This window comes from Pseudomonas sp. Root562, from assembly GCF_001427125.1.
In the GTDB taxonomy this organism is placed as follows: Bacteria; Pseudomonadota; Gammaproteobacteria; order Pseudomonadales; family Pseudomonadaceae; genus Aquipseudomonas.
Window position 1 is genome coordinate 267,782 of sequence record NZ_LMGK01000025.1, and the last position, 13,969, is coordinate 281,750.

General features: G+C 56.4%; 11 protein-coding genes. 5 read left to right on the forward strand and 6 right to left on the reverse strand.

Translation table 11 applies throughout. The annotated features are described in order from the left end of the window. Nucleotides 1–124: 124 nt before the first annotated feature. The gene (locus tag ASD60_RS24830) at nucleotides 125–874 is read right to left on the reverse strand and encodes a tyrosine-type recombinase/integrase (RefSeq protein WP_056856520.1); all 750 of its coding nucleotides are present in this window, start codon (nucleotides 872–874) and stop codon (nucleotides 125–127) included. Between the two features lie 304 nt (nucleotides 875–1,178). Here ASD60_RS24830 and tspO point away from each other — a divergent pair, with 304 nt between their 5' ends. Then, nucleotides 1,179–1,619, forward strand: coding sequence for a tryptophan-rich sensory protein TspO (tspO, locus tag ASD60_RS24835; RefSeq protein WP_056856521.1), 441 nt, complete (start codon nucleotides 1,179–1,181; stop codon nucleotides 1,617–1,619). A gap of 83 nt (nucleotides 1,620–1,702) precedes the next feature. Here tspO and ASD60_RS24840 read toward each other — a convergent pair whose 3' ends face one another. The 5 genes from ASD60_RS24840 to ASD60_RS24860 all read right to left on the reverse strand — a co-directional run bounded on the left by ASD60_RS24840 (nucleotide 1,703) and on the right by ASD60_RS24860 (nucleotide 9,564). Next, a complete protein-coding gene (locus ASD60_RS24840; RefSeq protein ID WP_056856522.1) occupies nucleotides 1,703–2,158 on the reverse strand; it encodes an Hsp20 family protein in 456 nt (151 codons plus the stop codon). Nucleotides 2,159–2,697: 539 nt separating this feature from the next. Continuing rightward, nucleotides 2,698–4,824 carry a TonB-dependent siderophore receptor gene (locus ASD60_RS24845; protein ID WP_056856523.1) on the reverse strand — a complete coding sequence of 709 codons (2,127 nt, stop codon included), beginning with the start codon at nucleotides 4,822–4,824 and terminating at the stop codon, nucleotides 2,698–2,700. 652 nt (nucleotides 4,825–5,476) lie between these two features. Then, entirely contained in the window at nucleotides 5,477–6,955 is a 1,479-nt protein-coding gene (locus ASD60_RS24850) for a DUF1254 domain-containing protein (RefSeq protein WP_056856896.1), read from the reverse strand. 245 nt (nucleotides 6,956–7,200) lie between these two features. Next, nucleotides 7,201–8,436: a saccharopine dehydrogenase family protein gene (locus ASD60_RS24855; protein ID WP_056856524.1), complete on the reverse strand. Its 1,236-nt coding sequence runs from the start codon at nucleotides 8,434–8,436 to the stop codon at nucleotides 7,201–7,203. 30 nt (nucleotides 8,437–8,466) lie between these two features. Then, the gene (locus tag ASD60_RS24860; protein WP_056856525.1) at nucleotides 8,467–9,564 is read right to left on the reverse strand and encodes a carboxynorspermidine decarboxylase; all 1,098 of its coding nucleotides are present in this window, start codon (nucleotides 9,562–9,564) and stop codon (nucleotides 8,467–8,469) included. Nucleotides 9,565–9,905: 341 nt separating this feature from the next. Here ASD60_RS24860 and ASD60_RS24865 point away from each other — a divergent pair, with 341 nt between their 5' ends. The 4 genes from ASD60_RS24865 to ASD60_RS24880 all read left to right on the forward strand — a co-directional run bounded on the left by ASD60_RS24865 (nucleotide 9,906) and on the right by ASD60_RS24880 (nucleotide 13,956). Beyond that, nucleotides 9,906–10,871 (forward strand): amino acid ABC transporter permease, encoded by a 966-nt coding sequence (locus ASD60_RS24865; RefSeq protein WP_056856526.1) that lies wholly within the window; start codon nucleotides 9,906–9,908, stop codon nucleotides 10,869–10,871. 15 nt (nucleotides 10,872–10,886) lie between these two features. After that, nucleotides 10,887–11,657: an amino acid ABC transporter ATP-binding protein gene (locus tag ASD60_RS24870; protein WP_056856527.1), complete on the forward strand. Its 771-nt coding sequence runs from the start codon at nucleotides 10,887–10,889 to the stop codon at nucleotides 11,655–11,657. A 60-nt stretch (nucleotides 11,658–11,717) separates the two neighbouring features. Beyond that, entirely contained in the window at nucleotides 11,718–12,557 is an 840-nt protein-coding gene (locus tag ASD60_RS24875) for a transporter substrate-binding domain-containing protein (RefSeq protein ID WP_056856528.1), read from the forward strand. Nucleotides 12,558–12,648: 91 nt separating this feature from the next. After that, the gene (locus ASD60_RS24880; RefSeq protein WP_056856529.1) at nucleotides 12,649–13,956 is read left to right on the forward strand and encodes an NAD(P)/FAD-dependent oxidoreductase; all 1,308 of its coding nucleotides are present in this window, start codon (nucleotides 12,649–12,651) and stop codon (nucleotides 13,954–13,956) included. The last annotated feature ends 13 nt before the right edge of the window (nucleotides 13,957–13,969 follow it).

A 13,969-nucleotide genomic window follows, 5' to 3' on the forward strand; every position in this document is an offset into this window, starting at 1 on the left:
AACTTGGTTGATATCCGGAACCAGATTTGTATGTTGATCGGGTGGCTGTTTACGAACGTAAAGTAAGGCGGGTCTGCCCTTGGACGAAACATCGAATGTCGCACGCTGGTCGACGCTGGGCGATTCAGACGGTTAGAACACTAAGTACAATTGCTTTGTAGCTGAGGTCTCCGTGTAGCCAGAGTTCTTGCATGAAGGCTGGCATCTCACCCCATGGTAACGCTGGGTGATGCACGACAGTCTTAAGTCTAGCGCGTGGCGGCACCAGCTTATATAAATGCCCCCGCCACCGGGCAGGATTTTCTCCTTCACGGAGCCCTCTCACTTTCGCAGCATCAAGCACTATTTCCATTCGGTTACGCAGACGGGAAGCAGTCGCAGGTTTGATCTGCCAAATAGGGGTGAGTACTTTTAAAATATGCTCTGTTGTGATGTCTTCAGTATTCAGCGTTGCCAGCACTGGATACGCGTACGTGGTCAGAGTGTTTTCCCACTGTTGGGCATGCTTAGCACTCTTCCAACCATTTCGTTGAGCAGCGATGTACTCCAACGCAATACATTTGAAAGTAATAGCTCGAGATTGATCCGTTAGCATCGCCTTGGCCAACGCCAGGCGTGTTGCTTCACGCTCAGCCAAAGGATCCACACCCTTTTGAACTAATTGCCGCTGAGCGAACGCTTCGTTCCGGGCATCCCTCAGCTTAACGTCAGGAACCCCCCCTAACCCCATCTCTCGGCGTTTACCTCCCACCTGAAATCTCAAAACCCAAGATTTTTTCCCGCTAGCTTTGACCACCAAGCGCAACCCATCACCATCCTCATAAGTACCGGGTATCGATAGGTGTTCGATTTGTTTTATGTTGAGCTTACCCATGTTTTTTGCCCCTCTCCAACAGCTTCTGAGCGCTAGTTCTGTTCCCCCACTTGTTCCCCCATTTGTCGTTGGATTGGAATGTATCGCAATGGATTTCGCTGGACTTAAATCGCCACGAAACCCTTGCCACGCGGGGCTTTCCTCGATTTTGACGGATTTTTACAGACGCTACACGAACGGACATCAGCCCATACTTCAGCCCATCGACCAGTCCTTAAATTTCATCGCCCATCCAAACTTTTCGCATCACCAGGCGTCCTTTTCTTATAACTTCCCATCGGCTGGCTTCAGCCAAGGACTGGCAATGACATTTTTCATTTTTCTTCTGGCCTGCGCAGCAGCAGCAAGCACCGGCGTCATGTTCAAGCCGGGTGCATGGTACGAAGCGCTGAACAAACCTGGCTTCACCCCGCCCAACTGGGCGTTCCCGCTTGCCTGGACAACTATTTACCTGTTGCTGGCCTGGGCCGGTTACCGCTTGAGCCTGATCCCGGGCAGCCAGACAGTCCTGGCGTTGTGGGCGGCACAGATTGCATTGAACACACTGTGGACGCCGGTTTTCTTTGGCGCGCATCAGGTGTTGGCGGCGATGGTGATTCTGCTGGTGCTATGGTTGGTAGTGGCGGCGATGGTGGTGTTGGCGCTGCAGCTCGATGTAATTACGGGGTTGATCCTGTTTCCGTATCTGGCATGGCTGTGCGTCGCGGCCGCGTTGAATTTTTCGATTTTGATCAAGAATCGCTGATGCCCCATCAAACCGCCTCGACGAGGAGGCTCAATCTGGGTAGATAAAAAAAGGCGCTCCGAAGAGCGCCTTGTTCTTGGCTATCAATTGAGTTGTTTCATATCCGCGTTACCCGAACCATCTATGTTGATGCGCTTAGGCTTTGCCTCTTCCGGCACAACTCGCAACAGATCAATACTCAATAGCCCGTTGGACAACGATGCACTTTTGACCTCTATGTGATCCGCCAAACGGAAGGACAGTCTAAATGCACGCTGCGCGATTCCCTGATGAAGGTAAATCGCTTCCTTATCGCTTTCTCGCTTGCCACCAGCGATGGTCAAAACCTCCTTCTCGACTTGTATCTCAAAATCCTCCTCCGTCAGACCCGCCGCCGCTATGACGATTCGATAATGATCGTCACCATGCTTTTCGACGTTGTGTGGAGGATAGGTAGTCGATGCCGCCTCGCTGCGAAGCGCGGATTCAAAAAGGTCGTTGAAACGATCAAAGCCTACCGACTGACGAAACAGTGGGGCCAACGAAAAAGTAGTAGCCATAGCTAAATCTCCTGAGTTTTCTCCAAGTGATTTATGACGCGGCCCGGTTTCGGCACCGCGTAAAAAATATATAGCGATGCCGGAAATACGATTCAAGAGGTTCAAAAATAATTTTTTGTTCTCAAGAAACAATGCAAAAAAATGCGATCTTCTAACTGTTGCGCTTTGCTGAAAACGCATTTCACTGGACTACTTCGTACGCCTTGAATGCAAGTCAGCAAAGCAATCCCGCCGTAGAAACTGGCCACAGAGCATGAGGTACACGTAAAGCCTTTTTCATGAGAACCCATGTGCTACGACGGTTCACCGCTGTCGCGTCGAAGGCGGCTGGCGTTCACCCTCTCGTCACGCGCCTTTGCTGGTTGCGGCAGGCGCGGCGCTGTTGCTGGGTGGCGCCCTGTTACCGTCCCGCGGGGCTGCGCAGCACTTCCTTTTAGGGCCGCTTCGCGCCCCAGCGGGACGGTGCGGCGACCCGACAAGCTCCCTCGCCACGGGTGTTTGTCCTTGAGAAAACAGCATTGCGCTCAAACACAACTCGATTACAACGTATATGAAATACCGACCTGTACCGTTCTTGGGGCTCCCGGATAGGCGTAAACGTTGCCGAACGCCCCTTCCTCATAGTCTTCATCCGTCAGGTTCTTCACATCCAGGTTGAGCCTGACCTTTTCATTGATTTTGTAATAGCTGAGCAGGTCGACGACGGTATAGCTGCCCATCGTGAAAGCCGTGTTGGCTGTCTGCCCTGCGCGCTCATCGACGTACTTCAGACCCGTGCCCAGCCCCAGGCCCTTGAGTGCGCCATCCTGAAACTCGTAGACGTTGAGCAGGCTGAAGCTATTCTGCGGAATGTTCATCAGTCGGGTGCCGGACTTGATGACGTTGTCCTTGGTCACCTCGGCATCGACATAGGCATAACCGCCAATCATCCGCCATTGCGGAGTCAGGTTACCGGCCACGTTGAGGTCGAACCCACGGCTGCGCACCTCGCCTGCCGCCACGCTGAACGTCGAGTCCAGCGGATCGGTGGTGAGCACATTGCGCTTTTCAATCTGGTAGATCGCCGCCTCGACGCTCAATTGGCTGTCCAGCGCATCCCACTTGATCCCAAGTTCATAGGACTTGCCCTTCTCCGGATCAAACCCTCCGCCCTGGCGACTGGCTCCGGTATTGGGCTTGAACGAACGCGCCGTGTTGGCGTACAGCGCCACGGTCTCGGTCAGATCATAGGTGAAACCCAGGCGCGGGGTGACTGCATTGTCGCTGGCCTCCCAGCTCCTGCCGCCCGGGACAAACGTTTGGTAGTCATGCTCGAAGCGCTCGAAACGCGCGCCGGCCAACAGTTTCAATCGCTCGGTCAAGGCCACCTGATCCTGAACGAAAGCGGCGTAGGTCTTGAGGTTTTCCTTGTCATCCGTCGGTGTTCGGGTCAGGGCTGGGCGAGGCTGACCATACACTGGATCGAAGATGTCGATCGGGTAGGCACTCACCGCCCCGCTGGAGCGCTGAATGATCGACGTGTAGTCGTAGTCCTCGTACTCGACCCCGGTCAACAAGGTGTGATCGAAACCGCCGGCGGTGAAGTGGCCGGTGAGGTTGAGTTGGGTGTCCTTGTCGGTCCACTCCAGCTTGCGGTAATTGAAGTTGCGTCCCAGCGTGCGACCGTCTGCGGCGACGCCGTTGGCCTCGACGGCATTCCCCTGCAACGTGCCATCAAGCCATTGGAACCCGCCTCCCAACGTCCAGTTGTCACTCAACAGATGCTCGAACCGCAGTTGCGCCATGTTGTTGTCGTTGTGCAATTTGCCAACGTCTTTTTCGCCGAAAAAAGTGTCGCGAGACGCGGTGCCGACCTGGTTGGGATATCGCGTCAGGCCACGATCAAGCGGATGATTGTTGCGCATGAAATCGCCTTCGAAGATCACCTTGGTCTCATCGGTGACCTGCCAGCTCAGCACCGGCGTCACGCCATAGCGTTCGGTTTCAACATGATCACGAAAGGTATCACCGCCCTCACCCACCACATTCAGGCGATAGGCCAGGCGGCCTTCTTCGTCCAGCGGGCCGGAGGCATCCAGCGTGCCGCGCTGCATTCCCTGGTCGTCGAGTTGACTGCCCAGCGTGACGGTGGGCTCGGCCAGAGGTTGCTTGGAAATGACGTTGAAAGTGCCACCTGGATCGCCTCGACCATAGAGCATGGTCGCCGGCCCTCGCAGCACCTCAAGCCGCTCGATGGTATTCGCATCGGGCATATTCGGGTAACCACGGTTGATGGGAAATCCGTTGCGATAGAACTCGCCGGTGGTGAATCCACGCACAGTGAAGGTGGTCAGGCCCTGGCCACCGAAATTGTTCGCCCGCCCCACACCGCCGGCGTAATCGAGCGCGTCCTGCAAACGAGTGGCACTGATGTCCTCCACGACATCCTTGGGCACCACGGTGATCGACTGCGGTGTCTCATGGATCGACGTGTCGGTGCGCGTGGCACTGGCCGAGCGCGTCGCACGGTATCCATCCACCGGCCCCAACGCCGTTTCAAAGTCAGCGCTGCCAACGATGTCGGTCGCTTGCAACTCCAGACCGGGCTGATGGGTAGTCGCTTGTTCCGCCCAAGAGGAAGCGGAAAACGCCTGTAGCATGCAGATAGAAACCAGGGTACGACGCATTTAAGGAGCCTTGATAAACCAGCCAAATGGGGTGGCATACGTGCCAACAAATTGCGGCGCATGGTATATCAATTTTTTAGCGTTTGATACGTATTCGCATTTATATCTTTGTTTGGTGCTGTCTGATCAGGGTTTTCAGAGCTTGCGGATGACCTGCCGTCACACTACGTACTTGCAAAGTGGGTCGAGGTTTGTGGAACGGAACGGGAAAGCAAAGTGTCATTCCTTATAGACACATTGAGTTCGCCCATCCCGCTGAGATTGAGAGGTCATCTTCATGAACAACATCATCTACATCGTTGGCGCAGTTGTGATCGTCTTGGTGATCCTGTCGTTTGTCGGTCTTGTCTAGCTGCGCTTGGTAGACATTCCATCTCGTGAAGCGCCGGACATTCAGGCTTTGTGTCTTGCGCTTTTTTGCGATTCGATGCGCATCCCAATAATCTCGCAATGGCCGAAAAACAACGCCCCGGCAAATACCGTAATGTTGTTCACTCAGGGACAAACACTGAACTTGTAGCGAGGGAGCTAGCTCCCGCTCCGGCGCGAAGCGGCCCTAAAAGGGGCTGCTGCGCACTCCAGCAGGACGGTGCGGCGATCCGACAAATCCTCGCCACAGTTTGCTAACGGTGTACATGCATGCAGCCAGGTTTTATTTCGATACCACGACACCCGCCGGTTTCCAGCTGCCTTCACCCGCCGGCAGGACTGAAGGCGGTGTTTCTTTAGGCCAATAGAGGCGCATCACCAGATAAATCGGACCGTTGGGCGCTGGCAGCCAGTTGCTTTCGAGCGCCTTGCCGGGCGAGTTTTTCTGTATATAGAGCGTCAGCGACCCATCGGCATTCTTTTTCATGCCGGGCAGCATCGGCGAGTTCAACAGATAACGGTCGATCGGGTTTTTGATCAACAGCTGTGTTTTACCGTCATACATCGTCACCGACCAAAAGGCATTCACTGGCGGCAGTTGCCCCGCCGGGAACGTGAGCTTGTAGTCATGTTTGCTGCCGTCCAGTGGCTCGCCGGTCATGGTTGTGCGCGTAATGGGATAAGTGGCTTCCACTGAATCGTTCCCGTAGATGCCCCCCTTGGCGGCGCCTGCCCGCTTCAACCAGTCGCCGTTATAAAAATGGCGATCGCCAAAGTACGAGCCAATGCCCCAGCCGTTGACATTCTTGAGTCCGCCGGCCAACCACTTGTCGACCTTTTCGTTGCCCTCCTTCATGCCGAGCAGGACTGCGGCCTTATGCTCGAGCGAAAGCTCCTTGAACTCAAAACTTTTGCCCGGACCGATGCCGATTCGCGCGATTCGAGTCCGGATGCCCTTGTCTTCCGGCGTTACCGGCACGTACTGCAACGCGGTATCAAGATACTCAAAGAAGTTCTCTTTGATCCCTGTCGTGCTGATTGAAGTGAAATTGATGACGGGTGATGCAGGCGGTGCCGGCTGTTTCAAAAATGCCGACAGCGGCTGGACTTTATAGCCCGACTGCACATTGACCACATTCGGCATGTCCTTGGGGTTGAAGAGTTGGGTCCGGTAGCCCGCCAACGTGAAGGGGGTAGTCGAATAGAAGACTTTGTTGATGCCTGGCGGGGTGGTGCCCTTCCAGTCAGGTCCGACAACCATGTAGTTACCCGGACCATTACCCGTGGTGCGGCTGCCGATGTAACCGTAGTTGTAGGTATTGCCGTCAATCAATTGAACCGAGTAGTAACGCCTCTTCTCCACGGCCGGAACCGTGAGAACCATGGGCTCGGTGCGCAAATCCATCCAGAGGAATGAATAAGGGGTATCACTGTTGGGGGTGACAATAGCCGTGTCCTGGTAAGTGAAGACCCGGGGTTCACTCTTGATCTGGTTGAAAGGAGCCTTGAACTGCGGACTGCTTTTGTCCACGGCGTATTCATACATCACCGCGTGGTTCATCACGATGGGCAGCCCATAGATAAAGGCTTCTTCGGCAATGGCTTTCGTTTCGGCCAGGCTGGGTGCCGCAATGCCCTTGGCTGCATCGGCGGTCTCGGCTTGGGTCACAGGATCATTCTTGCTGGAACAGCCCGCTAAAAAAGCTACCGAAGCGGCAGCGATGGCGATCCATTTCATGCGGGTTGAATATTCCGATTTCATCATTCGTCGCTCCCGACCAACATCAACTTTGCCCTGGATGTCTTGATCAGATACGCAAATGTAGAGACACCCGCCGGTTTACTGCCGCGTTTGAGCGTAGGTCATTTAGCAGCCTCCTGCTATCAGGCGTCGGGCAGAGAACCTGAACATGGGATTGCCACACACAAAAACGCCGCTCAAAGAGCGGCGTTTTTTGTAGGGAACCAAAGACCAGACTCACCTGTGTTCAGGGAGTCTCTGGCGTTTCAGTTCCAGGGACGGTCACCCTTTTCGTCCTTGATGCGGGTCGGCAAGCCCATTACATCCAGCGCCTTGAGGAACGGCTCAGCCGGCAGCTCTTCGACGTTGGCCATGCGCTGCACGTCCCACTCGCCGCGGGCGACCAACAGGGCTGCAGCGACAGGCGGCACGCCAGCGGTGTAGGAAATGCCTTGGCTGTCGGTTTCTGCGAAGGCTTCCTCGTGGTCGGCGACGTTGTAGATGAACACTTCGCGCGGCTGGCCATCCTTGGTGCCCTTGACCAGATCGCCGATGCAGGTCTTGCCGGTGTAGCCCGGCGCCAGCGAACTCGGGTCAGGCAGCACGGCCTTGACCACTTTCAGCGGCACGACTTCCAGGCCTTCGGCGGTCTTGACCGGTTGCTCGGACAGCAGGCCGAGGTTCCTGAGGACGGTGAACACGTTGATGTAGTGCTCGCCGAAGCTCATCCAGAAACGCACGTTCGGCACGTCGAGGTTCTTCGACAGCGAGTGCACCTCATCGTGACCGGTCAGGTACAGGTTCTGCGAGCCTACGACCGGCAGGTCGTCGGTGCGCTTGACTTCGAACATGGTGTTGCTGGTCCACTGGCTGTTCTGCCAGCTCCACACCTGCCCGGTGAATTCGCGGAAATTGATTTCCGGATCGAAATTGGTGGCGAAATATTTGCCATGGGAGCCGGCATTGACGTCGAGAATGTCGATCGAATCAATGCGGTCGAAATACTGTTGTTGCGCCAGCGCTGCATAGGCGTTGACCACACCCGGGTCGAAACCCACGCCGAGAATGGCGGTGATGTTCTTCTCTTGGCATTCTTCGAGGTGGTTCCACTCGTAGTTGCCATACCACGGCGGCGTCTCGCAGATTTTGCCCGGTTCTTCGTGAATGGCGGTGTCGAGGTAAGCCACGCCGGTATCGATGCAGGCACGCAGCACCGACATGTTGAGGAAGGAAGAACCGACGTTGATGACAATCTGTGATCCGGTTTCGCGGATCAGCGTCTTGGTCGCTTCCACATCCATGGCGTTCAGCGCGAAGGCCTGGATTTCGGCGGGCACTTTGAGACTGCCCTTGGCCTTGACGCTTTCGATGATGGCCTGGCATTTGGAGATGTTGCGCGACGCGATAGCAATACGACCGAGTTCATCGTTGTGCTGCGCGCACTTGTGGGCCACCACCTTGGCGACACCTCCTGCACCAATGATAAGAACGTTCTTTTTCAATTGCTTGAGCTCTCCTTCAAATTGTCCGCTTTACGAAAGGCTGGACAGGTAGTCTTCATAACCAAATTCGCGAACCACTTCGACTGTACCGTCGAGTTGTTTCACTACGATGGACGGCATTTTCAGGCCGTTGAACCAGTTTTTCTTGACCATGGTGTAACCCGCGGTATCGATGAACGACAGTCGATCGCCGATGGCCAGCGGACGCTCGAACTGGTACTCGCCAAAGATGTCGCCGGCCAGGCAGGACTTGCCGCACACCATGTAGGTGTGATCACCCTCGCTCGGTGCCAGTTTGGCGTTGAGGCGATAGATCAGCAGGTCGAGCAGGTGAGCTTCGATGGAACTGTCCACCACCGCCAGGTGCTTGCCGTTGTACAGGGTGTCGAGCACGGTCACTTCCAGCGAAGCACTGTTGGTGATCGCCGCTTCGCCCGGCTCCAGGTAGACCTGCACGCCGTACTTTTGCGAAAAGGCCTTGAGCCGCGCGCAGAATGCATCCAGCGCATAGCCTTCGCCGGTGAAATGAATGCCACCACCCAGGCTGACCCAGCTGACCTTGTGCAACAGCGGACCGAAGCGCTCTTCGATAGTGCCGAGCATCTGGTCGAACAGGCCGAAGTCGCCGTTCTCGCAGTTGTTGTGGAACATGAAGCCGGAGATCTGCTCGATCACGCCTTCGATCTTCACCGGGTCCCACTCGCCCAGACGGCTGAACGGACGCGCGGGATCGGCCAGCAGATAGTCGGAGCTGCTCACTTGCGGGTTGACCCGCAGGCCGCGGGTCTTGCCTTGCGAGCGTTCGGCAAAGCGCTGCAGCTGGCTGATCGAGTTGAAGATGATCTTGTCGCAGTTATCGAGCATCTCCTCGATCTCATCATCGGCCCAGGCCACGCTGTAGGCGTGGGTTTCACCGACGAACTTGTCGCGACCGAGCTTGAGCTCGTACAGCGACGAAGACGTGGTGCCGTCCATGTATTGCTGCATCAGGTCGAACACCGACCAGGTGGCAAAACACTTGAGTGCCAGCAAGGCTTTGGCCCCGGAATGCTCGCGCACGTAGGCAATCTTCTGCATGTTGAGCAGAAGCTTTTGTTTATCGATGAGGTAGTACGGTGTCTTGATCATTTCGAGGCCTCCGGCAAGGCCAGCCAAAAAAGGATGCGCATTGTGCCTTCACTGGCCGCATATCGAAAGAGCAGTGAGCAAAAGCTGCCTTTAACGGTCATTCGGTGAACGAGGTTCATGGCGCACTCTCGCCGCTGAAATTGACAGGGCCCCTGGTGTTGACCGGCCTGTTCCCTGGCCCGCTGTAACTGTCGGTGGTTTCCGTCAGATGTAGGGGTGACACCCGCTGATATGCCAGTAAATACCGATAACTCCAGCATTTTGCAGGGTCCCGCCCGGCATTTCGCACACCCATAATTGGCTTACAACAATAAAGGGACTCACCCTGAGGTACGTAAGCCATGTACAAGGACCATATCGTCAAGGCCCGCATGACTGACAGCGCGCTATTCATGGGCGCAGTCGCAGCGGTCATCTTCATTATCACGCTGGTCTGCGGTGTCGGTGAAAGCCGGCTGTCCAATTTAATGGGGCCGATCGTCCTCGACTTGCAAGCACCTCTGGCGCGAGACATCGCGGTGGGCGGCACCTTCACCCTCACCGTTGTACTGAATCTGTTCATCCTTGGCCGGTTTCCGTTGCGGGCGCAGATCATTACGGTCTGGTGCGAACTGCTGGTGCTGTTCCTTTTATTCTTCGATACCTTCAATCTTTCCTACAGTTTCATCGCCACCAAAGTGGGTTTCATGATTACCCAAGGGGTATTCACCACGGTCTACGTGTCGGCGATTTCCATTGCCATTGCTTTTGTCCTGGCATTGTTGGGCGCTACAGCCCGCTTGTCTTCCAACGGCTTCGCCATCGCCATCGCGAGTTTCTACACCTCGTTTTTCCGCGGCGTTCCGCTGCTGATCCAGATCTATCTCATTTATCTGGGCATTCCACAGCTTGGTTATGTGGTGGGTGCCGTCCCGGCAGGGATTCTGGCGCTCTCGCTGTGCTATGGCGCCTATATGACGGAGATCTTCCGCGCGGGTATCAGCAGTATCTCGCGGGGACAGTGGGAAGCCTCCCGGGCGATTGGCCTGAACCCGTTTCAAACGATGACCCGGGTGATTCTCCCGCAGTCCATGCGCCTGATCATCCCGCCGACCGGCAACCAGTTCATCTCGATGCTCAAGGACAGTTCGCTGGTCTCGGTGATCGGCGTCTGGGAGCTGATGTTCCTGGCACGAACCCAGGGCCGCGCCGAGTTCCGTCACCTGGAAATGCTCATCACCGCAGCAGTGCTCTACTGGCTGCTTTCGATCGTGCTGGAAACCGTCCAGGCCCGCCTGGAAAAGCACTTCAATCGCGCCCACCGCTGAATCAGGAGCATCAGGATGAATCAGCCGTCAGCTTCCGCCGTCATTGCCCCATATCCCGCTGTATCGATTCACGAGATGCATAAATGGTATGGCGATTTTCATGTGCTCAAGGGCATCGACCTGCACATTGCCAGCGGCGAGATCGTGGTCGTGTGCGGACCGTCGGGTTCGGGCAAGTCGACACTGATTCGCTGCCTGAACCTGCTCGAAGACTTCCAGAAAGGCCAGGTGTTCATCGACGGCGTCGAGTTGACCCGCAATGCCACCTGTGTGGCGAACATCCGGCGCCAGGTCGGTATGGTCTTCCAGCAATTCAATCTGTTCCCGCACATGACGGTGCTGGAGAACCTCATGCTCGGACCGCGTCTGGTGAGCAAGCTCAGTCAGTCCGAGGCGCGCGAACTGGCTTGCGAATACCTTGATCGGGTGCGGATCGGCAACCAGGCGGACAAATACCCCGGCCAACTTTCGGGCGGGCAGCAGCAACGCGTTGCCATCGCCCGCGCCCTTTGCATGCGACCACGCATCATGTTGTTCGACGAACCCACCTCCGCGCTGGACCCGGAAATGGTCAAGGAAGTGCTGGATGTGATGGGTGAACTGGCCCACGACGGCATCACGATGGTGTGCGTCACCCACGAAATGGGCTTTGCCCGACGGGTTGCCGACCGAGTCATCTTCATGGATCAGGGCTGCATCCTCGAGCAAGCCAAACCCACCGAGTTTTTTGAGAACCCGCAGCACGAACGCACCCGGGAATTTCTCTCACAGATTCTCAGCCACTGAGAAGCATCGTCGTACCGACAAAAACAACAAAAAACGCACTCAAGCTACCTGGAGGCTTACATGATCTCGATTACACGCTTGTTCACCGCCGCCGCTGTCACCACCGCCGTTACGCTCAGCGCAGGCGCCGCCTGGGCAGGCTCGACCCTCGATCGCATCCATGAAACCAAGGTGATCAAAGTGGCCACCGCGGCAAACTGGCCACCGCAGTCGTTCCTGGGACCGGACAATAAACTGCAAGGTTTCGATATCGATGTCGCCACTGAAATCGGTCGACGGCTGGGAAGCAAGATCGATTTCGTGACCCCCGAATACGGGATCATCACCGCAGGTCGCTGGTCGAATCGCTGGGACTTGTCGGTCGGTTCGATGACGCCCACCACCGAGCGTTCCCGAGTCCTCGACTTCCCCGCAATCTATTACTACACGCCCTATGTATTCGCAGTGCACAAGGATGCGGCCGGAACGAAAGCGGCGGATTTGAACGATAAGGTTATCGGCGTCGAAGCCGGCACGACTTCGGAGGACTACATCAATCATCGGCTCAAGATCGACGCCGCCGATGTGCCGGCGTACACCTACGACGTCACCCCTGGCGAGGTGAAGACATACGGTGACAGCATGGGCCCACTCGATGACCTGCGCATGGGCAACGGAGTCAGGATCAACGCCACCCTGTCCGCCCTTCCTACCGTTGTCGCTGCCGTCAAAAATGGCTATCCCATCGTCAGAGTGGAAGGCAAACCCGCTTACTACGAACCGTTGGCCATCGCCGTGGATAAAGGCGATGAAGCATTCAACAGCGTACTGACCAAGACCGTTGCAGACATGAAAGCCGATGGCACGCTCAAGCAACTGTCTGAAAAATGGTACGGCGCCGATCTCACCAAAGTGCAATAAATTCCACAGGCAATAAGCCGAAGTACTGCAGGCGCCCGTCCTCGACGCGGCGCGCTGCATGTCTGCGCCGCGAAAAAGGACAACCGACCCCATGCACACCTATAACAACAACTACTACACCGCCACCATGAACGCTACGACTCAGCGCGCGGCGCTGTCGGCCAACGTCCAGGCCGATGTCTGCATCATCGGCGCAGGTCTGGCGGGGCTGAGTACTGCCTGGGAACTGATATCGCGGGGGCAGTCCGTCGTGCTGATCGAGGCCGGTCGTGTTGCCTGGGGGGCATCGGGGCGTAACGGCGGCTTCGTCCTTCAGGGCTGGTCCGAAGGCTTGTCATCCATCGAGCGACGCTGTGGAAAATCGACAGCCGCTGCGTTGTTCAAACTTTCCCTCGAAGGTGTCGACACGGTCCGCGAGATGATCGCCCGCCACCAACTGCCCGGCTGCGCACCAACACCAGGAAAACTGAGTGTGGTGCGTTACGAGGATGGCGATAACCTCAAGCGTCTGCGCGACAAAATGGCCACGGATTTTGACTTCCACCTCGACTACCTCGACCGCCAGGCCGTGCGTGAAAAGTTGAAGACCGAACGATATTTCCAAGCCCTGCGCGATAACCACGGGTTTCACTTTCATCCGTTGAACTACTGCCTGGGTCTTGCCCGACTCATCGAAGGCCACGGCGGCAAGATTCATGAACACTCGCCCATGGTCCGGGTCGAGAGCCGCAATGGACGACATCGAGTCGTCACCGACAAGGGCACCGTCGATTGCGCCAACTTGGTGTATTGCTGTGGCGGTTACGGTGGTTCTGAGTTCGGCAAGCTGCGCCGCGCCTTTCTGCCGATCGCCACCTACGCGGTGCTGACCGAACATTTGGGCGAGCGTCTGGCCGATTCGGTTAGCACCACCGATGCCGTGGGCGATAATCGCCGGGCCTCGGACTATTATCGAATCGTCGAGGGTGACCGCCTGCTCTGGGGAGGGCGTATCACCACCCGGAACCTGCAGGATGAAAAGCGCCTGGGGCAGTTGCTGACCGACGACATTCTTGACGTGTACCCGCAATTGCGCGGCATCAAGATCGAAAAAGCCTGGTCCGGGCTGATGGGCTATGCAAGGCACAAAATGCCGCACATCGGCCCGCTCGGGAAAGGGCTATGGGCATGTACATCATTTGGTGGCCATGGTATGAACACCGCCCCTATCGGCGGCCGCGTCATTGCAGAAGCCATTTGCGGCGAGACCGATCGCTACCGCTTGTTCGATGCCTATGGGCTGGAGTGGAACGGCGGCCCGCTCGGCCCGGCAGCGGCGCAGACGGTATATGCAGGCCTGAAGATAATGGATATGTTCCAGGAGTCACGCTCTCAACGCAGGGCGACTCATAAACATTGAATCCGAGCGAGAT

Bases quoted from the DNA above. Each gene is read 5' to 3' on its own strand.
- ASD60_RS24845 (WP_056856523.1), bottom strand. From the start codon at position 4,824: ATGCGTCGTACCCTGGTTTCTATCTGCATGCTACAGGCGTTTTCCGCT.
- ASD60_RS24840 (WP_056856522.1), bottom strand. From the start codon at position 2,158: ATGGCTACTACTTTTTCGTTGGCCCCACTGTTTCGTCAGTCGGTAGGC.
- ASD60_RS24830 (WP_056856520.1), bottom strand. From the start codon at position 874: ATGGGTAAGCTCAACATAAAACAAATCGAACACCTATCGATACCCGGT.
- ASD60_RS24870 (WP_056856527.1), top strand. From the start codon at position 10,887: ATGAATCAGCCGTCAGCTTCCGCCGTCATTGCCCCATATCCCGCTGTA.
- ASD60_RS24860 (WP_056856525.1), bottom strand. From the start codon at position 9,564: ATGATCAAGACACCGTACTACCTCATCGATAAACAAAAGCTTCTGCTC.
- ASD60_RS24850 (WP_056856896.1), bottom strand. From the start codon at position 6,955: ATGAAATCGGAATATTCAACCCGCATGAAATGGATCGCCATCGCTGCC.
- ASD60_RS24880 (WP_056856529.1), top strand. From the start codon at position 12,649: ATGCACACCTATAACAACAACTACTACACCGCCACCATGAACGCTACG.
- ASD60_RS24865 (WP_056856526.1), top strand. From the start codon at position 9,906: ATGTACAAGGACCATATCGTCAAGGCCCGCATGACTGACAGCGCGCTA.
- tspO (WP_056856521.1), top strand. From the start codon at position 1,179: ATGACATTTTTCATTTTTCTTCTGGCCTGCGCAGCAGCAGCAAGCACC.
- ASD60_RS24875 (WP_056856528.1), top strand. From the start codon at position 11,718: ATGATCTCGATTACACGCTTGTTCACCGCCGCCGCTGTCACCACCGCC.